The 25,298-nt window shown below is 46.3% G+C and carries 21 protein-coding genes; 6 read left to right on the forward strand and 15 right to left on the reverse strand.

Annotated elements, in window-relative coordinates; genetic code table 11:
• Window positions 1-2 precede the first annotated feature (2 nt).
• Window positions 3-1,214, forward strand: a complete 1,212-nt coding sequence (locus LFE_RS04835; protein WP_014449139.1) for a DUF2252 domain-containing protein — start codon at window positions 3-5, stop codon at window positions 1,212-1,214.
• Between the two features lie 127 nt (window positions 1,215-1,341).
• Here LFE_RS04835 and galE read toward each other — a convergent pair whose 3' ends face one another.
• Window positions 1,342-2,307, reverse strand: a complete 966-nt coding sequence (gene galE, locus LFE_RS04840; RefSeq protein WP_014449140.1) for a UDP-glucose 4-epimerase GalE — start codon at window positions 2,305-2,307, stop codon at window positions 1,342-1,344.
• 552 nt (window positions 2,308-2,859) lie between these two features.
• Here galE and LFE_RS04850 point away from each other — a divergent pair.
• From LFE_RS04850 to LFE_RS04860, 3 genes are all read left to right on the forward strand, one after another.
• On the forward strand, window positions 2,860-3,540 hold the full coding sequence (locus tag LFE_RS04850; RefSeq protein WP_014449141.1) for a hypothetical protein: 681 nt from the start codon (window positions 2,860-2,862) through the stop codon (window positions 3,538-3,540).
• A 238-nt stretch (window positions 3,541-3,778) separates the two neighbouring features.
• The gene (locus LFE_RS04855; protein ID WP_148272555.1) at window positions 3,779-6,016 is read left to right on the forward strand and encodes a tetratricopeptide repeat protein; all 2,238 of its coding nucleotides are present in this window, start codon (window positions 3,779-3,781) and stop codon (window positions 6,014-6,016) included.
• The gene (locus LFE_RS04860) at window positions 6,006-7,193 is read left to right on the forward strand and encodes a DegT/DnrJ/EryC1/StrS family aminotransferase (RefSeq protein ID WP_014449143.1); all 1,188 of its coding nucleotides are present in this window, start codon (window positions 6,006-6,008) and stop codon (window positions 7,191-7,193) included. Before LFE_RS04855 ends, LFE_RS04860 begins: the two co-directional genes overlap by 11 nt.
• Window positions 7,194-7,859: 666 nt before the next feature.
• Here LFE_RS04860 and LFE_RS04870 read toward each other — a convergent pair.
• Window positions 7,860-8,861, reverse strand: coding sequence for a 2-hydroxyacid dehydrogenase (locus LFE_RS04870; RefSeq protein WP_014449144.1), 1,002 nt, complete (start codon window positions 8,859-8,861; stop codon window positions 7,860-7,862).
• 361 nt (window positions 8,862-9,222) lie between these two features.
• Here LFE_RS04870 and LFE_RS04875 point away from each other — a divergent pair, with 361 nt between their 5' ends.
• Window positions 9,223-10,596 carry a glutamate decarboxylase gene (locus LFE_RS04875; protein WP_014449145.1) on the forward strand — a complete coding sequence of 458 codons (1,374 nt, stop codon included), beginning with the start codon at window positions 9,223-9,225 and terminating at the stop codon, window positions 10,594-10,596.
• Window positions 10,597-10,685: 89 nt separating this feature from the next.
• Window positions 10,686-11,942, forward strand: a complete 1,257-nt coding sequence (locus tag LFE_RS04880; protein WP_014449146.1) for an ion channel — start codon at window positions 10,686-10,688, stop codon at window positions 11,940-11,942.
• A gap of 44 nt (window positions 11,943-11,986) precedes the next feature.
• Here LFE_RS04880 and LFE_RS04885 read toward each other — a convergent pair whose 3' ends face one another.
• From LFE_RS04885 to LFE_RS04950, 13 genes are all read right to left on the reverse strand, one after another.
• Window positions 11,987-15,214 carry an efflux RND transporter permease subunit gene (locus tag LFE_RS04885; RefSeq protein ID WP_014449147.1) on the reverse strand — a complete coding sequence of 1,076 codons (3,228 nt, stop codon included), beginning with the start codon at window positions 15,212-15,214 and terminating at the stop codon, window positions 11,987-11,989.
• Window positions 15,215-15,265: 51 nt separating this feature from the next.
• Entirely contained in the window at window positions 15,266-15,898 is a 633-nt protein-coding gene (locus LFE_RS04890; RefSeq protein WP_014449148.1) for a DUF3105 domain-containing protein, read from the reverse strand.
• 238 nt (window positions 15,899-16,136) lie between these two features.
• Complete coding sequence (gene thiE, locus LFE_RS04895; RefSeq protein ID WP_014449149.1) at window positions 16,137-16,760, reverse strand: thiamine phosphate synthase; 624 nt, start codon at window positions 16,758-16,760, stop codon at window positions 16,137-16,139.
• A gap of 4 nt (window positions 16,761-16,764) precedes the next feature.
• Entirely contained in the window at window positions 16,765-18,162 is a 1,398-nt protein-coding gene (gene accC / locus LFE_RS04900) for an acetyl-CoA carboxylase biotin carboxylase subunit (protein WP_014449150.1), read from the reverse strand.
• Window positions 18,159-18,626, reverse strand: coding sequence for an acetyl-CoA carboxylase biotin carboxyl carrier protein (gene accB, locus LFE_RS04905; RefSeq protein ID WP_014449151.1), 468 nt, complete (start codon window positions 18,624-18,626; stop codon window positions 18,159-18,161). Before accB ends, accC begins: the two co-directional genes overlap by 4 nt.
• Window positions 18,627-18,677: 51 nt before the next feature.
• Window positions 18,678-19,253, reverse strand: coding sequence for an elongation factor P (efp, locus tag LFE_RS04910; RefSeq protein WP_014449152.1), 576 nt, complete (start codon window positions 19,251-19,253; stop codon window positions 18,678-18,680).
• 56 nt (window positions 19,254-19,309) lie between these two features.
• Window positions 19,310-19,759, reverse strand: a complete 450-nt coding sequence (gene aroQ / locus LFE_RS04915; protein ID WP_014449153.1) for a type II 3-dehydroquinate dehydratase — start codon at window positions 19,757-19,759, stop codon at window positions 19,310-19,312.
• Entirely contained in the window at window positions 19,756-21,186 is a 1,431-nt protein-coding gene (locus LFE_RS04920; RefSeq protein ID WP_014449154.1) for a tetratricopeptide repeat protein, read from the reverse strand. The genes aroQ and LFE_RS04920 overlap by 4 nt, the downstream gene beginning before the upstream one ends.
• Before the next feature lie 219 nt (window positions 21,187-21,405).
• Window positions 21,406-22,638: a bifunctional phosphopantothenoylcysteine decarboxylase/phosphopantothenate--cysteine ligase CoaBC gene (gene coaBC, locus LFE_RS04930; RefSeq protein ID WP_014449155.1), complete on the reverse strand. Its 1,233-nt coding sequence runs from the start codon at window positions 22,636-22,638 to the stop codon at window positions 21,406-21,408.
• 3 nt (window positions 22,639-22,641) lie between these two features.
• A complete protein-coding gene (gene rpoZ / locus LFE_RS04935; RefSeq protein WP_014449156.1) occupies window positions 22,642-23,046 on the reverse strand; it encodes a DNA-directed RNA polymerase subunit omega in 405 nt (134 codons plus the stop codon).
• A 51-nt stretch (window positions 23,047-23,097) separates the two neighbouring features.
• Window positions 23,098-23,826, reverse strand: a complete 729-nt coding sequence (gene gmk, locus LFE_RS04940; RefSeq protein WP_148272556.1) for a guanylate kinase — start codon at window positions 23,824-23,826, stop codon at window positions 23,098-23,100.
• Window positions 23,827-23,838: 12 nt separating this feature from the next.
• Window positions 23,839-24,120, reverse strand: coding sequence for a DUF370 domain-containing protein (locus LFE_RS04945; RefSeq protein ID WP_014449158.1), 282 nt, complete (start codon window positions 24,118-24,120; stop codon window positions 23,839-23,841).
• On the reverse strand, window positions 24,110-24,994 hold the full coding sequence (locus LFE_RS04950; protein WP_014449159.1) for an endoribonuclease YicC domain-containing protein: 885 nt from the start codon (window positions 24,992-24,994) through the stop codon (window positions 24,110-24,112). Before LFE_RS04950 ends, LFE_RS04945 begins: the two co-directional genes overlap by 11 nt.
• Window positions 24,995-25,298: the final 304 nt, after the last annotated feature.

Raw genomic sequence — 25,298 nt, forward strand, 5'->3', positions numbered from 1 at the left:
TGATGGAAATAAGAGATGTCATCTCAGAGATTCTTCTTTTTAATCAAGATCTGGATCCCAGAAGGGTGAGGCTCAAGTATCATCGTATGCGGGAGGATGCTTTTTCATTCTTTCGGGCAACATGTCACCTTTTTTACCGGACTCTTCCTCAGAATCCAATCTTTACCCAGGCTCCTAAGGTATGGATATCGGGAGATCTTCATCTTGAAAACTTTGGAAGCTATAAAGGCGATAACCGTCTGGCCTATTTTGACCTGAATGATTTTGATGAAGCTTGCCTTGCTCCCTGTACGTTGGAGCTTTTACGAGTTTTGACCAGTATTTTGGTTGCCTCTGACAGATTTGAACTTGGTGCTCGACTAAGGACGGATTTGTGCAAATCGTTTGTCAGGTCTTATATCTCTGAAGCCATGAGTGAAAAACCCCGATGGATTGAGCGATCACTTTCAAAAGGTTTGATCAAAAACCTATTCAAGGCTGTTAAATCTATAGACCGGAGATCTTTTCTGGAGAGCCGGAGTATCGTGAAAGGCAAACAACGACGGCTGATCATCGATGGGGTGAAAGCATTTGCAACTCCTAAGAGAGAGTCGGATGGAGTTGTCAAAACGTTGGAGGCTTTTGCAGAAATGCAAAAAAATTCTGAATTTTACAGGGTTCTTGATATTGCGGACCGAATTTCCGGTTTGGGTAGTCTTGGTGTTTCCAGGTACGTACTGCTCGTTGAAGGCCGTGGCACCCCTTCCGGAAATTTTTTATTGGATCTGAAGGAAGCAAGGAGCTCCTCTCTGGGTAAGGCATTCTCAAGCATTCAACCACATTGGGAAAATGATGCGGAGAGGGTGGTTGCTATCCAGAAACGTTGCCAAGCGATATCACCCGCGCTTTTGTCCACTCTTTCCATTAACGGGCGTCCCTTTATTCTCAAAGAACTTCAACCAAGTGAGCACCGAGTCAATCTAGACCGATGGAGAGGAAAAATATTGCAAAAGGAAGAGGTCCTTGGATCTATGGGGGCTCTCTCTGCCTGGTCTCAGATACGTTCTTCCGGTTATAAGGGTGCGGCTTCTTCAGAAGAAATTGCACATTTTGCAAGCGAAGAGAACTGGGCGTCTGGATTGATCCAGTGTGCTTTTGAGAAGGCTCGTCTGTTTCAAGACTATTATCGTAACTATTGCCGTGCGTTCGACGATCGCGTCTTTGAGAAAAACTGATCAGGAACTGGAAGCAGCCGGAACGCTGGAGACCGATTGCTCCAGCGAAAATGAGAGTATGTCCAAATTCTTTTTTAGGTGAAAAGTAACAAGGTTTCCTTCTGATGCAACGCCTGGTCAGCTGGATTTATTGATTTTCAAATTTCCATGCGTGTTTGATAATGGTTTCAATCTCCGGATAATGGGGTGTCCATCCCAGCTCCTGTTTGATCATCCGGCTATCGGCGACCAAGCGGGGAGGGTCGCCTTCACGCCTGTTTCCATTCTTAACCCGTATCTCTTTCTGTGTCACTTTTTCTGCTGCTGCAATGACTTCGAGAACAGAAAATCCTTGACCATTTCCGAGGTTGTAGGCGGCGGAGTCTCCCCCGGATGAAAGATGCATAAGGGATAGCAAGTGGGCCTCGCAAAGATCAACGACATGAATGTAATCCCGTATGCATGTCCCGTCGGGGGTTTCGTAGTCTTTTCCATAGACGGTGATGGAGTCCCTTTCTCCAGATGCCGCTTTGAGAATCAATGGAATAAGATGTGTTTCCGGGTGATGTCTCTCACCATTTTTTCCATCAGGGTCGGCCCCGGCTGCATTGAAATAACGGAGAGAAACACTTTTCAATCCGTATGCTTGTCTATAATCCGCAAGAACCTGTTCGACGAATAATTTGGTTCTTCCATAGGGGCTGACTGGTGATTTTGGATGGGACTCGTCAATGGGAGAGTAAATCGGTTCTCCAAAGATTGCAGCGGTGGAGGAGAAAATAAATTTCCTGATACCAGCGTTGACCATGGCATCAAGCAGCACCAGCGTTTTTGAAACATTGTTGTTGTAGTATTTTGACGGAGATGTGACAGATTCCCCTACCTGAATAAAGGAGGCAAAATGCATGACAGCATCAAAGCTGTTTTCAGCCAATACTTGATCCAGCAGGGATCTGTCTCCTATGTCACCCAAAATAAACGGTGTTTCGCCAATGGAATCCCTGTGCCCGTTCGAGAGATTATCCATGACAGTCACTTCATGGCCAGATTTTTCAAGCAATGAAACCATGTGGGAGCCAATGTATCCAGCTCCTCCTGTGACAAGTATTTTCATCTTTTTCCCCCGTGATCGGTTTTCTCATTCGGTCCCTGTCCGTCCATGTTGATAGTGTCAAGGCGGGAACTCGGGTTTTTTGATGCTCACTTTTTTATAGGATTGACCGTTTTAACCCGAAAAGCTACCTCCCAAAAACATCACTCTTTCTTGAAACGACGAACCAGAAAAGGGGTACTCTCTCCTTTTTAGAGGCAGAAAGGAGACTTTTTCAGTTTTTCCGGGATAGGAATAATCCATGAAAGTAATGAGAGCCAGTATCGTTTGTCTGTGCAGGAGACATTTTCCCCAAGAACTGGACGCTGTTTGCACTGGCCACCGCCGGCGAATCCTACCAGAGTCAATTGAAATTTCCAAAATGAAAAAAATGTTCCCGTTTTCCACAGTCTCCATTGTAGGCTCTGGTGATTGAGGAATGATTGCCTGATTGGGTCAGGATATTCCTTTTTCAATCCTGTCTTGGTTTGAATTTGATCCCCCCCTCAGATACACTTGATTTATTGAGTGGTTGGCTGGTGACGCTTCAATGGGGTAATCCGTAAGGAGAGTACAATGGGGCCGAAGGGATACAAAGGGCTCGATTCGTTTTTATTCCTGTATGCACTTCCCATTCCTTCGAGTCTTGTATCGTACGGGAGTCGAGCGCTCAGGCCTGTCTCTTTTTTCCCATATCGAACACTTGGTGGCATTCACATCACAATGACTGGATTTCGTAGGGGAAAGCTTTCCTTTTTATCAGGCTATTACGAATGTGAGGGTGTGAAAGGTTTTCTGGGCTCCGTTCCTGAACTCAAAGGTGCTTTGTCTGTTCGGGAAATTCTTCCATCGGAAGGCTGGATCTTTGAAGGGGATGGGGTCTTTTTCCCTCGCGGTGGCTCTATTGAGGCGAGGGTAAGAGCGACTCTCCCAATGAGGAAGACCTTTAACTTTATGGATGTTCGACATGGGGTTGTTTATTTTCGTCAGGATGCCGGAGCGACACTCTCTCTCCTGTCAGTGAAGGGCAGCTGGTCAGCCCCCATACAAAAAGTCCTTGACTCCGGCTGGAAAGTTGCTGCCATGGGCTACAGGTCTTCATCCATTCAGACCGATCGGGTTGTGGGGCAGAGCCTGATGCCTGTCTTGGATTCGGAGACGATTTCAGGGTGTCCCTCATCGGAGGGCCGGCGTCGGGGTTCTATTATTCCTGTGTTGCCAGAAGGCGAATCTTTTCCTGTGCAGCTAGGAAAATAGGGTGAATGTCTCTAACAGACCCTGATCACCGTTTATTCTGTTGAGTCCGGTATTCTTACGGAAACTTCAGACAAACCTTCTTGAGTGTTACCAAGATCATTACTGTTGAGCGGATTTTGTTGGCTTTGGGATTTCTTGAATTGATTCAGATATTTCTGGAGGGGATGTGACAGAAGCTTTTGGTGTTGAGCCCACGGTTATTGCGCCAAAAAACAGGTTTTATGCCAGGTGCAAGTCAATGTCTTTCAAAACCTGGGTGTCAGCAGGTCTTGTTCCTCTGATATTTGGAACCATACTGGGTGGTTGCCATATGGAGTCGGGTTCGGGAGCAGCCTCATCAGGATATGGCGAGACAGTGATTGCCAGATCGAAACCTTTGCCTGTTGATCCGCCACGACCTTGGCAATCCTACTACCATGAGCTTCAGTCCTATATCAATCAGGACTTTGGAAATCCTTTCATGGCTCTGGAAGAAACAGAAAAGGTCCTTCACTATCGACCAAAGTCATTGTCCATGCGACTCAGGAAGGCTCATTTACAAGAGAAGACCGGAGATGAGAAAGGGGCTATTGAAACCCTAAAAAAACTGACTCTTGATTACCCCAAAAGGATATCTCCATGGCTATACCTCGCCAGGATAGAGCGTGTTCAGGCTCTCCGCATTTCAGATCCGACTCTCAGAAATATGCGTTTTGAAGATATTATCACTCTTTATCGGCAACATGTCCTTCCGCTGGATCCTTTGAAATCGGAAGTTTATGTTGCGATTGATGATTTGTATAACCGGACTGGACAACCAGATAAAGGGATCGAAGTCTTGAAGGAGGGAGTCGATAAAAATCCAACATCAAGTTATTTGCCCTTTTATCTGGGTTTCCAGCTTGCAAGAGAGAAAGATTTTAAAGGAGCGAAAGACGCATTCTCCCTTTCTGTGAAAAGAAATTCAGGATTTGAGCCGGGATGGGAGTCTCTGGGAGACTTGGCCGCGACACTTGGGAACTTTCCTGAAGCCGACAAAAATTACCGCATCATCCTGGACAGGATTCACCCCGGTGACCCACAGGTGGAAGGCAAGCTTTTGAAAGATCTTCTTTCTGAAGGAAAAACGAGGGAAGCGATTTCTTTTCTGGGACAGGTTATCAAGGAGCATCCCGATGACGAACGTTTTGGACTTATCCTGACATCCCTTTTATTGGAAGACAACCAGCTTGATCGGGCAATCGGGGAAATCCAGTCGATTGTGCAGGAGAATCCCGGAGATGAAAAGCTCCTATCATTTTTAGGGTCAGTGTATGAGAGATCTCTTCACCTTCCCGAAGCTGTTGATACCTATCGACTGATGATCCAGAGATTTCCCAGTAGTGACATGGGGTATTTTCTCTTGGGTGATCTTTACAGACGTCTTGAAAACCCAAAAGCTGCAATCAAAAATTTTTTAAAAGCGGAAAAGTTGGCTCCTTCCAAATGGGAAATCCCTTTTTCCATATCTCTTGCAGAGATGGATCTGAAGCGTTTTCCGGTTGCGCAGAAGTATTTGTCCAAGGCGATGGAGCTTCGTCCGGACAGCGCCGTTCTGTATTTCAACCGTGGTGTTCTCTTTGACCAGTGGAACCACAAAAAATATTTGAAACAATCCCAGCGCGATCTGGAGAGATCCATTGCTCTGGATCCTAAAATGGCAGATGCCTTGAACTATCTGGGTTACACCTGGGTCGTGGACAATGGGAATCTGATCGCCGCAAGGTATCTTATCCTGAGGGCGCTGACTGTTGATCCAAAGAATGGTTCTTTCAGGGATAGTATCGGGTGGTGTTATTTTCGGATGGGACAGATTTACAAGGCTCTTCGCGAAGAGTCAACAGCCTACGGACTGATGCCGCATGATGCAACGGTTCTCGCACACTTGGCGCGTATTGAAATGGCGGTGGCAAAGGATCTTTCCGGAAATTCCACGACCCCGCGAAGACAAGCGATCATTTCTCAGTCTGCCGCGATGTCTTCTCTTTCACAAAAAAACTTTTCAAAAGAGTTTTCCATAAAAAGGCTGAAGGAAGACGCACGTTTTCATTTGAGGGCATCGATCATGCGTCACCCGATGAAAACAAAAAGGGTTGCTCTTTACAAGAAATGGTTTGCCAAGGAGGATCCCTCTTTCCAGCATGATTTCTTTGAGGCGAAAAGACAGTGGAAACTTCTTCACCCTGCTAAAGGGAGACCATCCATCTACCGGGTCAGAACAGGGGATACACTGGAAACGGTTGCAGCAAAAGGGATTATTTATGGAGATCCCCGATATTGGCGGACTCTTTTCAGGGCGAACTCCCCGGAGGTTCAAAATCCCAATAAACTCCCATGGGGACTGATCCTCAGAATACCTTCCTCTCCATCATCCTCGGATGGACGAGAACACTCAGCATCCGGAACTCGGGCAGGGATTCTTTCATACGGATCGAAAGGAAATGGGCATGTCGACTGAAAAGCAAACATCTAACTCTGTTCCCTTTTTTGATTTGACCAGACAATACGCCCGGATTGAATCTGAGATCCTTCCTGTCGTGACATCTGTTCTTTCCACCCAACAATTTATTTTGGGTGAGACTGTTCGACGATTTGAAGACCAGATGGCTTCCTGGTGGGGACTTCCTCATGCCGTTGGCGTTGCTTCAGGAACGGATGCCCTGATCTTGTCATTAAAGGCTGCCGGCTTGAAGCCTGGAGAAACAGTTCTGGTTCCGTCATTTACTTTTTATGCATCGGCCTCATCAATCGTCCTTTCAGGTGGAATACCACTTTTTACCGAGGTTGATCCCAGAACGTTCAATATGACAAGCAAACAGCTTTCAGAGATCCTGTCCATTCGCGGAGAACGTCGGGATGGATTCTGGTATGACCATATGACCGGGTCGAGGATCAGCGGGATCGTTGTGGTTCATCTTTATGGCCAGATGGCCGACATGTCCTCTATTTCCGCGTTTGCCAAAGAAGAGGGTCTATGGATCGTTGAGGATGCCTGTCAGGCAATTGGTGCCGAGCACTATGGGAAGCCTCCAGGTTGTTCTTCTGTTGCGGCGGCCTATTCCTTCTTTCCAACCAAAAATCTGGGGGGTGGGGGAGATGGGGGAATGATCGCAACTCTTAACGATAATATTGAGAGCCATTTGCGGTCACTTCGTGTTCACGGAAGTCTTCGCCGCTATTATCATGATGAGATTGGCTATAACTCTCGTCTTGACGCAATCCAGGCGGCCATTCTTGGGGTGAAACTTGCTCACCTTCATTCATGGAACGAGAGAAGAAATGAATTGGCTACGACATACAGCAAAGAGTTGTGCAATATTCCGGATATTCTGACTCCGATTGTGGCAGAAGGGGGCAAACATGTCTGGCATCAGTACACGATCAGGGTGCTCGGGAAAGGAATGCGCGATACGCTAAAGGGATATCTGGCACAAAGAGGGATCGGCTCAGAAATTTATTACCCGCTTCCACAGCATAGACAACCCGCATTCGCACACCTTCCACCGCAAAATCTTCCAATAACGGACATGTTGTCATCTGAAGTCCTGTCATTGCCCGTTTTCCCTGAATTAAAAGATTCCGAGCAAACTTTGGTTCTTTCAGCGATCAGGGATGGAATGTCCAAAGGAGGGTGATCTTCCGTTTGCCCATGATATTTCTTTTTCAAAAAGGGTTTACTGACCTAAAAAAGGGACAAATGAGTCAACGCTCCGATTTCTCCCTGTCGCTGAAAATATCGTGGCGCTTCCGGTTGGAGAAGGGGAACGGCAAGTGTTTTCATTAATATGTGCTCATGCGGATACCGATTTGGAATTCCCGATTGGCGTCCCTATTTTCTGCCTGAAATCCGGACAGCCAGTGGTGGTGTGAACGGTCCGTCAAAAATCTTCGTTTTATCATTTTAAGACTTGGTCTGGAGACTCGGAGTGAGTTCCCCGGCAGTCGCACCTTAGCCGATCTTTGGGTTTTCTGGAGAGAGCAGTCACGCTTGGTATGCTCTTCGGGCACTTCTCAGCAGAAGCCAGTCCCGTAAGGGGTTGATTCATTAAAAGAACCACTCTTTTCTTAATCGGAAATTGGCAGGATTTTTTCTTCTTCCGTTGTATGAGAATCTGGTCTCAACAGCTTATCTCTCTTTGTTTCTGAAGGATTTTTTTTCATTGGATTGGCCTTGTTTTTTCTCAGGAATGATTACGGCTTCCCTTCGATCTGGACAGCCGCACATATTTGGATTCCTGCAGACCTTCCCGGGGTAGAGATCTCGCGGGAGATTTTTTCTTTCTGGCGCTAGGGGAAAAAAATCATTCAGGAGAAATTGGGCCCACGATATTGATATTGGTTTTGCCAATTTCAAAGTCTGAAAGATTTTGAATGGTTGTTGCTGCGATCGTTTCCATCGCTTCCCTTGTAAAAAAAGCCTGATGACCTGTGACAATAACATTGGGAAAAGTCAGTAAGCGGGAGAAAAGGTCATCCGTAATGATTTCATCGGAGAAGTTTTTGAAGTATAAACCCGTTTCTTCCTCATAGACGTCAAGTCCGGCTCCTCCAAGGCGTTTGGCCTTAAGCGCTTCGATGAGAGCTCTCGTATCGATTAATGCTCCTCTGCTGGTATTGATGAGAATGGCACAATCCGGCATTTTTTGAAGGGTGGTTGCATTAATCAGATGATATGTCTGGGGGGTAAGAGGGAGATGAAGGGTTGTGATCTGTGATTGGGAAAGCAGTGTATCAAGGTCGACATAGTTCATTCCAAGGGCTAGACATTGGGGATTTTCCCAGAGATCATGACCCAAAAGGGAACAGCCCATCCCGTTAAGGATCTTGGCGACTGAAAAGCCAATTTTCCCTGTTCCAACGATTCCGACAGTTTTTCCATGCATATCGAACCCCATCAGTCCGTCCAGGAGAAAATTTTCTTCCCGGACCCTGTTATAGGCTTTATGAAGGTGCCTGTTCAGCATCAGCATCAAGCCCAAGGAAAACTCCGCTACGGAATAAGGAGAATAGTCCTGAACTCTCATAACGGTTATATGGAGTTTTTGGGCAGAATCAAGATCGACATGGTTGAATCCGGTGCTTCGAAGGGCTAGCAGCCGTGTGCCACCTTTTGCGAGAGTTTTGAGAACTGTTGCATTGAGGACATCATCAACAAAGCAGGAAACAGCCGGGAATCCGGCTGCCAATGGCGCCGTATTCTGATCAAGAGCGCTTTCGAGATATTGAATCTGGTGGCGATTTTGATTGGCACAATCCAGAAAGGTTTTTTCGTAGGGACGAGCGCTTGTGACGAGAACTCTCATGATTTCCCATCCTTTCTGGCAGGTGTCAGGGGGATGAAAACTTTTCCTGTCAATCACTCTCTCACTGCATCACTGCACAGAAAAAGAATATTCTTTTTTGAGGGTGATTCCAATGGATGAAGAATGGAGTCCGATTTTGTGACCGGAAATTCCTGATATTTTCAGCCGAAAGCCAATTTGAAAAAGCTACGCCATCTGTCTTGATGTTTATCAGTCGCATTGAAAATAGGAAAGGAGGGCATTCATGATCTGAAGAGCACTCACATGACGTCCTTTATTTTCAAGTCTTTTTATTGTCTTGTGGTCCATTTGTTTTGGATCCGGCGGGAACCATTCCAAGCAATCTGTGAAGGGAGAGAACATGCTGACAAGAAGACATCATGCCAAAAAAAACGAAGAGTTTTTGACTCCGACATATGGAACCCGGTTTTTTACGAATGATCTGGAGGCCTTTAGAATGTCCGAAAAAGGGACAAATCCTCAAAGCGCCTATCAGATTATTCATGATGAACTGGATCTTGATGGAAACCCTTCCCTGAATCTGGCTTCATTTGTAACGACATGGATGGAGCCGGAAGCGCAAAAACTGATTTCAGAAAATCTTCAGAAAAATCTTGTGGATCAGAGTGAGTATCCCCAGACCGGGCAAATTCAGCATCGGGTCATTCATATGCTGGCTTCCCTATTTCATGCCCCAGAAGATCAGGATGTAACCGGAACCTCCACAATCGGGTCATCGGAAGCGATTCTTCTGGGACTTCTCGCCCACAAAAAAAAATGGCAATTCAATCGGAAAAAGAAAGGGCTTTCTACTGAGTTTCCCAATTTGGTTGTGGGGGGGGATGTTCATGTTGTCTGGGAAAAGTTCTGCCGATATTTTGATGTGGAGCTTCGCATCGTTCCATTATCCCGGAATCGTTTTATTCTCGATGTGAATGAGGCCCTTTCCATGGTGGATGAAAATACTATTGCCGTCGGGGCTGTTCTGGGTACAACCTTTACTGGTCAAATGGACCCGATTGAGGCGTTGAATGAATCTCTCGAAAAGCGTTATCGAGAGAAAGGATATTTCGTTCCCATTCATGTCGATGGGGCAAGTGGTGGATTCTTGTTACCGTTTCTCGAACCGGAATTTGTATGGGACTTCAGGTTGAGTCATGTGAGATCGATCAATGTGTCCGGACACAAATTTGGTCTGGTCTATCCTGGAGTCGGCTGGCTATTGTTCCGGGATCGGTCGGATCTCCCGGATGATCTTGTTTTTCGGGTCAATTATCTTGGAGCGGAAGAAGAGACCTACACGCTGAATTTTTCATCAAATGCAGCGTTTGTCATTGCGCAATACTATAATTTACTCAGGTTGGGAAAGCAGGGATATCGCCAAATATTGAATAATTGTCTTGATAATGCCCGATTCTTTGCTGGCAAGCTTGAAAAGTCTTCCTTTTTTGTCCCGATTGACCCCAATCCTTCTTTGCCGATTGTTGCTTTTTCTCTTCGATCACCTCATGGAGGAAGAGAGATGGAGATTTCCGCTGAGCTCAAAAAGTTTGGCTGGATTGTTCCGGCTTATACTCTTCCACCAAAAGCAGAGACTATTTCTGTTCTCAGGGTTGTTGTTCGTGAGCAAGTCAGCAGAAATATGTTGGAGCACCTCCTTGAACACCTTGATATTTCTTCAAGAATCCTGAAGAATCCATCCCTGCAGACACACGAGTCCCCTCCTGTTTGCTAAACGGATATTGAGCGCGATTTCATTATTGGAACTTAACGAATTTTATTTGTTTGTCTGCCTTTTTTCATAGGGAAGAGAGTCTTTTTAAGATGCTGAAGGATCTTTTTTCGAAATGGATTCTGAAGTGGAAAGAATTCGTGGGGGCATTTCGTCTGTTGTTTGCGAAGTGGTCCCATGGATATTTGGGGAAACTTCATCCGCAATTTTGGTTCCCCCATGGAGTTCTTGCCCTGATCCTGATCTTTTTGGGGATCAGGAATGTCTTGCCCCTTCTCGAGCAGATCAGGCTCTTGAGTGAAGGCATTATCCGTTATGGACCGGTAGAAGACTTTAGCCATCTTCCTGCATTTTTTCAGCATTGGATGGGAAGTGTCAGAAGCTTTATTGGTATCTTGCAGATATTGATGGGGGTTGGACTTGTATTTCGATCCCGTTTTGCTTGGGCTGCAGGGCTTGTTCTCTCATCCGCATCATTTTTGATCCTGTTCCGTCAAAATCACGGACATCTTATTTTACCGTCCATCGGAGATCTTGTTCTGTTTTTTGGGCTGGTTCTTTTTCGTCGCCAATTCTACCGGTCAAATGTTGCAACCGGAACGATGTTTTCTCTTATCAGTATCATTCTTCTCTTTTCGTATGCGGTATTTGGATCCTTTTTGCTGGGAATGGGGTTCAATCCGCCAATCAAAAATCTTTTGACTTCTTTTTATTATGCTGTTGTCACGATGTCCACTGTCGGGTACGGTGATATTGTTCCTGTTACAGATGATGCCCGAATTTTCACTGTTTCGATTATTATTTTGGGAATCAGTGTTTTTACAGCGTCATTATCCACGGTCATTCTTCCACTGATGAATGAGCGTGTCCAACATCTGTTGATGGGAGAAAGAAAAGGGATGGTTCGAAAAAGTCACTATATTCTGGTTGGAACCAGCGCTTTGGCGATGAATACCTACGAGGAACTTGCCCGTAGGAACTTTCCTGTCACTTTTATTGTTCCAAAGAGGAGAGTTGATGGTGATTGGGAGAAAATTGATCAGGTCGAAGGTGACCCAATAGATCCGGAAGTCTTGAAAAAGGCAGGAATTGCCGATGCTTTGGCAATCCTGGCGCTTCTTGAAGATGATGGTGATAATGCTTTTGTTGTGCTTGCAGCGAGAGAAACCGGTTCGGTTGCAAAGACGGTTGTTTCCGTTCGAAACAGGGAGAAGCTGGCAAGGGTCCGCACCGTTCATCCGGATTTGATTTTATCCTCGGATCTTATCGGAGGACAGCTTCTTGCAATGGCTCTTGCAGGAGAAGATGTCGATGGAAACGAAATCATCCGAAAAATCTTTCAGAGCTAAGCGAAGAGATTGCTCTGATAAAAAAGGACTTAAGGGTCAGCAGATTAATCCTCTTTTGCAGAGGTTTTGATCGATCGGTTGAATTCTTCATCATAACGGAACCTGTTGGGAATCTCGTGTCTTAAAAGCTTGTAGACGGCCGGGACCAAAAACAATGTCGAAATTGTTGCGATCAAAAGTCCACCGATTACAGCTCTTCCTAAGGGAGCATTCTGTTCCCCTCCGCTTCCACTTCCGAACGCCATGGGCAACATGCCCAGAATCATTGCCGTTGCCGTCATGAGAATAGGACGAAGTCTTGTTGCGCCAGCGCTTTGAGCTGAGTCTCCAGCGGAGAGTCCCCGTCCGCGCTCGTCATTCGCAAAAGTAACAAGCAAAATGCTATTGGCTGTTGCAACGCCAATGACCATGATGGCGCCCATGGCCGATTCGACATTCAGTGTGGTATGTGTCAGGAAAAGGGCTATTGCAACGCCCAGAAGTCCCATCGGTATCGAAACAAGAATGATGAAGGGATCCAGAAAAGACTGGAAATTGAGCACCAGAAGCAGGTAGACCAGCAGAAGTGCCAGAATGAGACCAAGGCCAAAATGAGTGAAGGATTCAAGCATTGCCTCACTTTGTCCTCGATACCGAATGGTGGTGCCTGGTGGAAGTGCAAGCTTTTGGATCTGGTGTTTGATTGCGATGGTGAGTGATCCCAAATCACGACCCTGAGTATTGACCAAAACGTCAACAACCCTTTGAACGGTGTAATGGGAGATGGATCCTGGCGAGACTCCTTCTTTGACGTCTGCGAGATTGGAGAGATATTGGGTGTTTAAGACAGGGTTGGATAAAGGTGTCGTCCCCCTGATGGGAATGGATTTCAGATCTGAGACGGAATCAATTTCTGGAATTGGCGTTTGAACGGCTACAATATAGTTGATTCCATTTAACGGATTGACCCAGTAGTTTGGTGCAACGAGGGCACTTGATGCCAGTGAGACCAAAAGGTTCGATGCTACATCATTTTGGGTCAGCCCAACCTCCAGCGCATTGCCTCTGTGGGTATGGATGAATATGGTTGGATAATGCATGACCTGAGGAATTGAGACGTCTGCCGCCCCGGGGATTTGTCTGACAATTTTCCGGATTTTTTTTGCAAGCTGATAGGATGACTCCAGATTGCGACCCTCAACCTGAATATCAATAGGAGCGGATAGTCCAAAATCCAGAACCTGACTGATGATGTCCGCTGGCTTGAACCAGAAAGAGAGATCCGGAAATTCCTTTGCCAGTTTGCTCCGGATCTCTTTCTGATAGGAGAAGACTGAGTGATGGTGTTTTTTGAGTGAGATCAGAAAGTCGGCGTCCATTGGTCCGATACTGTCTGTTTCATAAAAGGCAAGATTGTAGAAAACAGGGAGTCCAATATTCACATCAACGGACTTGAGCTCCGATGGTGGAATGATGTTATGAAGTGCTTTTTCGACTTGGGCCGCATATTGTTCGGAAACTTCTATTCTGGTCCCGTCTGGTGCCCGCATGTGAAGAGCCAGAAGACCGGCATCAACATTCGGGAAGAAGTCAAAACCGACTCTTGTTAGGAGGAGAACTCCCCCAGCTGCCAGTACAAGACAGGTGGCAATCACCATTCCCGGCTTCAGCAAAACCTTTCCCAGCATGAATTGATAGCGTACCTTCAGTTTTTCAAAAAAATGTAAAAATAATTTGGAGATTCCTGATCGTTTGGGTTCGGTTTTCCCGCTGGCCGATGGTCCGGAAGGATCGGTGAGGTTCTTTTGCCCGGAATGCTTTTGATGGATGATTTTTGAAAGGGTGACAACCAGGGTTCTGGAGAGAAAGTAGCTTGCCAACATGGAAAATACGACTGCAAGCGCTAGAGGTGTAAAAAGAAAGCGGGAGACGCCCTGCAGGAGAATGACCGGAAAAAAAACAATCAGGATTGAAAGGGTTCCCACAAATGCCGGCAGTGCGACCTGATTGGCTCCATCATAGACCGCAAGAAGGGGATCTTCTGTAAGGGCAAGATTTCTTTCAATGTTTTCAATGGCAACTGTTGCGTCATCGACCAACATTCCGATGGCCAGGGCAAGCCCTCCGAGAGTCATGAGATTCAGGGACTCTCCCGAGATCTTTAAAAAGAATAAAGCCGTTAATATGGATAATGGGATGGATAAAAGGATGATGACCGTGGATCTCAGGTCTCCCAGAAAAAGATAAATCATCAGGGAAACAAGAAGTGTTCCGATGACTCCTTCCATGATGACATCGACGAGAGCCTGTTTGACAAAGACAGACTGGTCAAAAAATGGCTTCAGGTGAATCCCTGTTGGAAGAAGGGATTCAATATGCGGAATCAGCCGTTTGACATCCGAAACAACTGTTAGAGTTGATGCTCCGACATGTTTGAAAACCGTGAGATAAGTGGACCTCATTCCGTTGACACGGACAACATTTTCCTGGGGAGCAAATCCATCATGGACGAGGGCTACATCCTTGAGCCTTACAACGGTTGACCCCATGGCTTTTACAGGCAGATTTCCCAGTCCAGCCAATTTGGAAGGACTTCCATTAATTTCTATGTTCAGCTCTTTTGTGCCGATTCTGGCGGTGCCTGCCGGGACAATGATGTTCGAGCGAGTCAGTGTATTGACGATATCATTTGGAGAAAGACCATAACCAAGAAGTTTTTGAGGATTGATATCCACCATGACCTGGCGCATTTTTCCACCAAAGGGGGCAGGCGTTGAGAGCCCTGGAATCGTAAACAGGTAGACTCTGATAAAGTTCAGTCCGTAGTCATAAAGCTGCTGTTCCGAATAGCGCTTCCCCTGAATTTCGAGCTGAACGATCGGAACATTTGCCGCATTGTAACTGATGATGTTGGGGGGCATCGTTCCCGGGGGAAAGATTCTGAGAAGTGTTTCTGATACAGCACTGATTTGGGCAATTGCAGCTGCAATACTTTCTCCCTGATGAAAGTAGATCTTGATCAACCCTGTTCCGGAGATGGATTCCGACTCTATACGGCTGATCCCATTGACGGTGGTCGAATAGGCCCTCTCAGATATGAGGACCATCCTTTCTTCCATGTCTGTGGGGGAGAGCCCTGGATAATTCCAGACGACCTTGACCACGGGGATGTCGATGGCAGGAAAGATATCGAGAATCATTTTCTGAGCGGCGAGGACACCCATGATGGTGATCAGGGCGCACAGGACAAATATGGTATAGGGACGCTTCAGCGCCAGCCGGACTAAAAACAAATGATCAGTTCTCCTGTGATGTTACGTAAGGATAAATGGGGTGATTGATCTTTATTGGCGGCTGTTCTGACCATTGGCAAGCCATTTTGCGATAAACTTTTTGATTTTGTTTTCGTCAACCTTATTGAGTGAAAGAAGTCTTGTCCAGGCGGTGACAGTAATACGCGATGGCAGTGTTGGATTCTTGGCCACAACAACGCCTTTTCCTTCCTCCAGACCGATAGATGGTGCATAAGTGTCGAAGGAGCGGGCAAGCGATTCAAGTTTTGTGACGGTATCCGGACAGTTGCAATTATACTGGATCAAGATGTTCCCGTGTTCCAGCAGATGTACCTGTATGTAGTCCGGCATCGGGGAATCCGGGAAGTAGGAGGCAATAAACTCCTCACGATGTGGCCCTGATGTCGGTGGCGAACTATTGTAATGAAATCCTCTAAGCTGCGACATTTCCCAGTGGTCATGACCCTGGGATGGGTAAAAGACTCCGAGATCCGGATCTGTTGTGCTAGCAGCAGGGGATGGTTGGGAGGATGCAGCGGGAGCTGGCTGTGAGGGGATCGATTCACTCATCTGGGTGGCTTTTTTATGTTGCACGATATAGACGAGAAAAGTTCCGACAATCAAGAGAACTAAGATTAATGGCCAACGAGTTGAAAATGAGGTTGATTTTTGACTGCTAGGCATGGAAAGGGCTCTCCTGATTGTGGTCCCATGAGGAATTCGGAACTGGTACAAGTTATTTTTGATGGTGAATGGCGACAAACTCTTCGATGTCAGTTGAGAATCCAAGACTATCTGGGGAGATTCTCCCTATGAGGCTAATGTTCTCCATTATCGCTTTTAGGAACACGCTGTTCAATAGACTTCTTGTATTGGAGTGGATGGCCTGGTTATGAGGAAGATGCGAGAGAGTCCCGCAGCACTAATGGTGGTTCAGAAAATCCTTCATTGTTTTAATGGGATCGGGAGATTTTGTCAGGGCCCCGGACACCGCAATCGTTTGTGCTCCGGCCCGGAAGATGTCTCCAGCCATGTCAGGGGTGATGCCTCCAATCGCCACGAGTGGAAGTGCCGTTATTTTTTTAGTTTCAATGATGCCCTGAATTCCTCTGGGGGGATGCTCTAGATCTTTTGTTTTAGTGGGGTTGATGGGGCCAACTCCAAGATAGGATGGAGAAAGGATGACCGACCTTTTGACCTCATACGGATTATGCGTTGAGATGCCAATGTGAAGATTTTTGAGCTCCAGGGGGATTAATTCCGAGGTCATTGAAGGAATGTCCTCTTGCCCCAAGTGAACGCCATCAGCTTCGATCAGATAGGCGATATCGGGTCTGTCATTGATCGTCAGAAGGGCTTTGTAGCTTGAGGTGAGCTCGCGTATTTCGAGAGCCCAGGAAAACAAAGCTTTTTCCGTCAGGGCCTTTTCCCTGAACTGGAACCAGGAAAGTCCTTCGGAAAGGAGGCTTTCAAGGTGTGAAAAAAAAGATGTCTTATCAGGAAAATCCTGACTGCCGGCAATATAAAGAAGTTTTGGAAATGTCACGAGTTTATTCCTGGACCGGTGATTGAATCGTTTCTAAAAGAAGTCTTTTTTCCCTTTTTGCCATGACCTTCTCGATGAATCCTGTGTCATATTTTCCTTTGATGAAGTCTGGGTCATCCAGAATGGTCAGGTGGAGCGGAATGGTTGTTTTTATGCCTTCAACAAGATATTCGGATAGAGCTCTTTTCATTCTCGCAATAGCCTCATCCCTGTTTCTTCCTGTGACAATGACCTTTGAAAGGAGACTGTCGTAGTGAGGGGAGATGACTGACCCTGTTGTCACCCATGAGTCAATCCTCACACCAGGCCCGCCGGGCTGGATCATCCGGGTGATTGTTCCGGGTGAAGGTGTGAATGTCCAGGGATCCTCCGCATTGATCCGGCACTCAATGGTATGGCCAATGCTTTTAGGAACGTCCTCGATCGATCTGCCCGCGGCAATTAGGATTTGAGCCTTGACGAGGTCGTAATTGAAGGCTTGTTCCGTAATAGGGTGTTCAACTTGAATGCGGGTGTTCATTTCTATGAAATAAAAATTTCGTTTGTCATCAACAAGAAATTCTATTGTTCCGGCATTTACATAACCGCATGCTTTTGCTGCCCTTATTGCAATCTCGGACATTTTCGACCGGACAGAAGGGGTGAGCAGGGGAGATGGTGTTTCCTCAAGCAGTTTCTGGTGGCGACGTTGGACAGAGCAATCTCTCTCACCCATGGCGATAACATTCCCGTCATGATCCGATAAAATTTGGATCTCGACATGGTGAGGACCAATAAAATATTTTTCAATATAGACATCTCTGGAGCCAAATGCCTGGTAGGCTTCGGTTTGGGCGGATTGAAACGCATTTGAAAAGCCATCTTTTGCATGAACAATTCTCATTCCTCGGCCACCACCACCAGCAGATGCTTTGATGATAAGAGGAAAGCCTATTTCATCCGCTATTTCCATCCCTTCGTCCTCGGATGCTACGGCACCTATTGATCCCGGTACAACAGGGACACCTGTTTCCCTCATCAGAGCCTTGGCCCGGGCCTTATCTCCCATAAGGGAAATGCTTTCCGGGGATGGTCCAATAAAAACCACTCCGGCAGAGTGGCAAATTTCAGCAAAATGGGCATTCTCGGAGAGGAAACCATAGCCCGGGTGAATCGCTTCGGATTGGGTGACTTCGGCGGCACTGATAATATTGGGAATATTTCTGTAGCTGGAATTTGTTTCAGGGGGGCCGACACAGACAGCTTCGTCTGCCATTTGAACGTGCAGGGCATTTCGGTCGGAGGTGGAAAAAATAGCGACAGTCCGAATCCCAAGTTCCTTGCAGGCCCTAATGATGCGTACGGCGATTTCTCCCCTGTTTGCGATCAGAATCTTCTGGAATGGAGGTGTTTGAATCGTCATCCGTTCTCCGGCGTGATTGCAATTTCGATGAGCGGAGTCCCAAACTCAACGGCTCGTCCATCTTCCACCAGAATTGTCTTTACTATGCCGTCAAACTCGGATTCAATCTCATTCATCAATTTCATGGCTTCTATGATGCAGAGGACCTGTCCTTTGCGAACAACCGATCCAATTTCAACATATGGACCTGCTTCCGGTGAAGGAGAGCGGTAAAATGTGCCAACGATGGGAGAGGTAATATTCCGGGAAGATTCTTTATCTGCGGGGGGATTGGCAGGGTGCTTTAATCCTTCTGAGGAAGGGTATTCAGAGATTGGCTCCCTTGAGATCAACTTCATGCCGGTTGAGGTCGGGTAGGCGGGCTTTTCTATGCGAATGCGAAGCCCTTCCCTCTCCAACTCAAAAACGGTAATGTTCGTCCCCTGCAAAAGAGCCAAAATTTCAGATATTTCAGGATTTGTCATTGGCTTCCCTTTTGATGCGCGGGAGTGATGTCCGTTTTATCATGATAGGTCTTATGAAGCTGTTTTGACGCGTTCAATATAATCTCCGGTTCTGGTGTCGACCTTGACCACATCACCTTCCTGAAGGTGAAAAGGAACCTTGACAACCGCTCCGCTTTCCAGCTTTGCCGGTTTTGAGCCTCCTGATGCCGTATCTCCTTTTCGTCCTGGATCTGTTTCAGCAATGGTAAGCTCGACAAAGAGGGGCAGATCAACGGTAATGGCTTTACCCCTATAGAATAGAATGGTTGCAATCATCTGTTCTTTTAAAAACAGGATCCTGTCTCCAAGCTCTGCTTTGGAAAGGGAGATCTGTTCGTAGTTTTCCGTGTCCATAAAAATATAGTCGTTATCTTGTGCATATAGAAATTGCATGTTTTTTTCTTCAATATCCGGTTCATCAAACTTTTCACCAGTACGGAATGTTCTTTCAATGACGGCTCCGGATTTGAGGCTTTTCAGTTTTGTCCGGACAAAAGAACCTCCCTTGCCGGGCTTTACATGCTGAAACTCGACGATGATATATGGTTCATTATCAAGCTCAAGTCGAGAACCATTTCGAAATTCGTTCGTTACGATGACTCCCATTGATTGGACTCCTGGATCAAAGATCTGATAAGGGTTGATTGCCCCCCTCCCTATTTTCAGGGAGGAGGAGTTGGTAAAAGCTTTAAAAAAGCCAAGTATGCAAGCTGATATCCGAAAATACCGAATCCGGAGATGGATCCTACAGCAATATCCGACAAATAGTTTTTTTGTCGAAAATGTTCCCGCTTGGCGACGTTGGAGACATGAACCTCCAGAACCGGAAGCCCCGAAGAGAGAAACGCGTCCCGGATGGCTATGCTTGTATGTGTGAATCCGCCCAGGTTGGCAATGATTCCTCTGGCAACATTTTTAGATTGTTGAATCTTGTCAATAATGGCTCCCTCATGGTTGGACTGGAAAAATGTCACGCCCAGCCCATGCTCCTTGGAAAGAGCCTGCAGGATTTTTTCCATTTCAGCCAAGGTCTCATTTCCGTAGATGGATGGTTCCCTTGTTCCAAGCATGTTCAGATTGGGTCCATTCAGGACAAGAATGGAGTGGGTCATCTGGTTTGATGAAGCCCATTATGGGATCCAATTTCCTGTCCGATGATGTATCGGCATCGGCCGACATTGGCATTGGGATGTAGCCAGATAAACAGAGCACCATTGTCGCCTTGATCATGAAAATAAAGAATCCCTTCATTCATCCAGATGAAACCATCCTGAACCTCTCCTTTCCCAAGGGCAGAGCCAAGCTCGGTTATCTGGCGCAAAAACTCAACACCCTCTCCGGCAAAGATCTGGTTCACTTCATCTGATCCGTCCCTGTCATTGCCTGTTATGGCAAGGCCATCGGAACTCGCCCATATGACATCAAGAACATCCCGGTGAAGTCTCTGGCGAATCCGGTTGACAAGATCTTCAGGGTCTTCCGTTATGGGTCTATCGCTCTGACTGTATTGTTTCGGGGGCTGAGGCTTATCGATATGGAGGGTGGTGGTTTTCTGAGAAGATTGTGGGGATTTTTCAGTTTTCTGAAATAGAGGTTCCTGTTCCTCTAACGGACGATCAGATATGTCTGCTGCAATATTTTCAGTGGGAGCCGGTTCAGGAAAACTTTCAAGCTCGACAACTGGCTCCTCACCTTGAACATCCTCTTCTATCAGGTGTTGCTCTTCAGCCGCTTCGGTGATGAGTGCGGAGAGAGGAAAGTGGGCTTTTGCCAGAGCCAGCTTTTGAGAGACTTGAAAATTGCCGGGGTTTGCTTTCAAGACTTCAGAATAGATATGTTCTGCCTGAGGATATCTCTTTTGTTCCATAAAGAGGTCACCCATGGTTTCTGTTTTTGGCAGAAGCTCCAGCATGTCCATTTCATCGTTGTCAGGGGTTTGGTTTTGGATTTGTTCTTCCGGTTCCTTTGGGAGAGGAATCTCCAATGGATCTGTCGTTACGGATTCCATTGGAGATTCCGGCTCAGGGACTTCATCCCGTTTCGACTCAATATTCTCGGAGAAATAGTCCCTGTTCTGATCATTGTTTAAGGGAGATTCATCCTTTTCTTTGAGGGGTTCTTTGACGATAGGGGCGGTGACAGGAGTTTTGATTTTTTCCGAAAGCTCTAAAATTTCTGGATCATCAGGTGAAAGTGATGTTGCAACGGTGATGGCTTCTTTCGCTTTTTCCATGTCATTATTTTTGTAATAGAGCTGAGCCAGGCTTTTTTGGGCGATAAGATTATCAGGGATAGTTCTTGATACAAACTCAAAATTGGATATGGCCTCAGGGATCAGTCCTTTTTCCATCTGGACCTGGCCAAGGGTGATTCGGGCTGCCAGATAGTAGGGATAGTATTCAACTCCTTTTGAAAGGAGTGCTTGGGCCTGATCCGTTTTGCCAAGCTCAATATAGGCCTCCGCCAGTTGAAGGAATGACCTGCTTTTTGGATTAGCCTCAATGCGCTCCTCAAGTGCGGAAATTTCTTCAGGTGTCATGTGCCTCTCATTTTATCTGCTGGTCTTCGCCGGTCTATGGCGGGGATTGTCCGGTGGACAAAAAACATGTCCAGATGGTTTGAACCCTATGTTGGGCATCCTACCAATCCATCATCTTTTTGGCAAGGATGCCCATTTGATTCGGGAGCGCGTTTTCTCTTTTCTGGTCTGTATATCTTCATTAGGGGAGAACGACTTTATTCAAGGCCGAGATTGATTCTAATGACTGAGTATCCTGTTTCTAAGCAGGATAATCCTGTCGATAAGCCAATCTGCCAGATCTTTCTTGGAACCACTTTTTTCTTCAAATGAAGACCCATCATGGGTCAGTAAAAGAATGCTGTTATTTTCTGACCCAAAGCCTGACCCTGGTTCTGAAATATTATTAGATGCAAGAAGGTCAACCCCTTTTCTTCTGAGTTTATCCTGGAGCTCTTTTCTGACAAGTGATGTTTCAGCGGCAAATCCCATAATCGTTTGTCCAGGATGACGAGATTTTGTCAATGCAGAGAGAATATCCGGATTTTCCTTCAGGTGGAGAGTCCATTCTGTTCCATCTTTTTTCTTTTTCTGCGCCAAGGTGGAATCAGTCGTATAGTCAGAGACTGCTGCTGCCATAATTAAAATATCTGCTGAAGGAAAATGTTTAAAAAGCATTTCCTGCATTTCTCTGGCTGTTTCTACATATTCGACGTTGGCACCTTGGGGTGGAGGCAGTGCAACAGGTCCGGAGATGAGATGAACTTTTGCTCCTCGACGAATGGACGCTTCTGCCAGTGCATATCCCATTTTTCCGGAGGAGCGGTTTCCGATAAATCGAACCGGATCGATCGGTTCATATGTGGGGCCTGCAGAAATGAGGACTGTTTTTCCGAGAAGATCTTTGGAATATGTCGATTCATTCGAAAGCATTTCTTGAATTGCAGAAAAAATGGATTCAACCGACGCCATTCGTCCGACACCCGATTTTCCGGATGCAAGCGATCCTGTGTCCGGAGGAACTTCCTTGATACCCCAGTTCCTCAGAGTGGAAAGATGCTCTTGAGTAGCGGGATGTTTGTACATCCGTTCTTCCATGGCGGGGGCAAAAAGAATTTTGGAGGATAAGGCAAGACAAAGTGTGCTGAGAAGATCATCTGCCAGTCCCAAGGCCATTTTAGCGATAAAGTCTGCTGATGCAGGAGCAATCAAAATCGCTGATGCTTCCTGACCCCATTCAACGTGAGAAACGCGTGGCCCCAAGCCATAAGCTGATGTCTCGACCTTATGGCCTGAAAAGACCTCGGCTGTTTCTTTCGGAAAAAAATGAAGCGCATTTCTCGTCGCTACAACCCTGACATCATAGTCTGCTGACTTCAGTACCCTGATCAGATCAAGGGCACGATGCGCTGCTATGCTGGCTGTAACTCCCAGCAGAATGACTTTTCTTCCCTGTCCAGGGGCTTTACTCAATGTTTAATCTTCCGAGCTGTCGCTATCCTCCAGTTCCTCAGGTTCCGTTTCCGAATGATCCGATGCCGGCTCTGTATAGGTCTGGAGATCTGCGTGAAGGACTTCAGATGGTTCTGTTGCATAACCCCTTGAAAAGGAAAATCGCTCATCATGCTTCATTTTTTCGCGAAGTGCTTCCCTGCGTTTTTGTTCAATCTCTAAGGCTTTTTGCCCGTATATGATTTCAACTTTTGAGGCCAGAATCTCCTCAATTGCATTGGTTGTTTCTTTTTGATAGTGATGGGCTGTTCGGGCTTTGGACCCCTCCATCAACTGGCGCGCCCTTTTTGCCGCTGCAATCACAAGCCTGTATCGGCTATCGATAATTCCCGGTGTGAAATCTATTGGTTTTGTGATCAGGTCGTTCATTCTCAAGGGCTCCTTCATGAAATTCTGAATTTTTAATGACTACAGGTTTTATTATAACCGATTATCAGCCGATTTGGTCAAAAGTGGGTTTTCCTGCTCAAACCTTGGCAAAAAATCTGTTTTGACAAAATTTTCCATCCTGTTTCTTCGGTGGTGCTCGCTTAGGATGATCGCATGAAGATCATCTATAGCCTGTCCAAAATCGACATTGAATATAAGATAGTCATAGAGGTTGAAAGCATGAACTTCCTGTCGGACTTTGTCCAGACGTTTTTTGAGTGTTTCGCTTGAGTCCTGTCCCCTTTTGGTCAGTCTTTCTTCAAGTATTTGCCTGGATGGAGGCAATATATAGATGGAAACGCTTCCAAAATTATCTTTCCGAATGAGCTCAGCTCCCTGAATGTCGATATCGACAAGAACATCTTTGCCAGCATGGAAGGAATCCTGGATCGTTTTTCTTGATGTCCCATAGAGATTCCCGTAGACCTCGGCTGATTCAATGAAAAGATTGCTTTCTTTCATTTCAAGAAAGTGTTGTCTGGAGACAAAGTAATAGTCAATGCCGTCGACTTCGCCCGGTCTTGGCGAACGCGTTGTATAAGATACAGAATAATGGATCCGGTCAGTTCGCTTTGCAATTTCCTTGCATAGCGAGGTCTTTCCCGCTCCAGATGGTGCTGAGACAACAAAGAGAATCGGTTTGAAAACTGATTTTCCGTAGATTGTCTGATTTAGTCCGTCTGACAGCACGATATCTCCTTCGGATGATCTTTGGTGCATGGAAAGTCCCTGTTACTCAGAATCGCCAGCGTCAGAGTCCTCTTCCCGTCCGTTCATTCTGTTCCCGAGTGTTTCGGGCTGCAGCGCTGATAAAATGATGTGACCGCTATCCATGATAATCACGGACCTTGTTCGTCTCCCTTCAGAAGCGTCTATGAGGAGGTTCTTTTCCTGTGCGGCCTCTCTCATTCTTCTGACAGGCGCGGAGTTCACGCCTACGATGCTGATAATGTGTCCCATCGCCACAACATTTCCGAGTCCGATATTCACAAACGCTTGAGTCCTACTCGACATTCTGTATCTGTTCTTTCAATTTGGTAAGAGTTGTTCTAATAGCCATAGCCGGCTGAAATACAAGGGGATTGGCTTCCTTCGTAATAAAAGTGGATATTTCCCGTTGCATTTCCTGCGCGAGAAAATCCAGGGATCTTCCGATAGCCCCCCCAGAATCCATATCTTGCCGGAAGCGTTGCATATGGATGTTAAATCTTTGCCATTCTTCCTCGTTGTCCTTTTTGGACAAGTAAAGCAGAGCTTCTTCCTCAACTTTTTTTCCGGCATCCATAACGCTTGTCTGCTGAAGAAGATTTGCAATTTTTGTGGCAAAGGTCTTTTTTGTTTCTTCAATCGCCTTGGGTCTGATCAATCCAATAATCCTGAGATATTCGTCAATTTCGCTGAGAAGCCCATCAATGACTCTGAGCAAAGCCTGTCCTTCTTCTTCTCGGGAGCTTTTCAGTTTTCGGAGAAGCTCTTCAATGCTCCCAAAAGCTGTTTCCGTATCGACGGGAGGGGGGGGGATATTGCCCTCACGGGTCATTACTGTGAGGATGTGCGTTAGTGTGACCGCTTCCCTTAAGCCGAGTGCGTCCTTGATCTGGGAAAGTTCGATGAAAATGGCTGTTGCTTTTTCCAGGGAGATCGGCATTGATGCCATTTGCTGTGGGGGTCGGGAGACAGTCACTTCAATCCTGCCTCTTGTCAGGAAAGAGGCTGCCAATCGCCGAGTAGGGACCTCCAAATGTTCCCATTCTTTTGGAAAATTAAGGATAACCTCAAGATTTTTATGATTGAGAGATTTTGCGGAAAGCCTGTATTTATCAAGAGGGTATGGTGCTGAGGCCTCTCCGAAGCCTGTCATGCTGAGTAATCCTCTGGAGACGGACATCTTTCATTCCTTATAAGTGGTATTGGATGAAAAGGCGATTGGTCCACGAAAATGATGAGTGGATGAGCCGCCAAGAGATTCCGAAGCGATTATTGATTGTTCCCAATGGACTCTTTCTATATGCTCCATATTATGGGGCATTTGTCGGAATCATCTTGGTTGGGATGAGAAGATCTTTTGGTGTGTCACACCACGATGTCCCCATTCTAAAGGGATTTTTTTAAAATGGAAAGCGTTGTTTCAGGATGGATAGAGTTTGAAGCTTTTGGCTGTATGGGTTTGTCTCACGTTTAAACACAGCAAG

The organism is Leptospirillum ferrooxidans C2-3, from assembly GCF_000284315.1.
GTDB lineage: Bacteria > Nitrospirota > Leptospirillia > Leptospirillales > Leptospirillaceae > Leptospirillum > Leptospirillum ferrooxidans.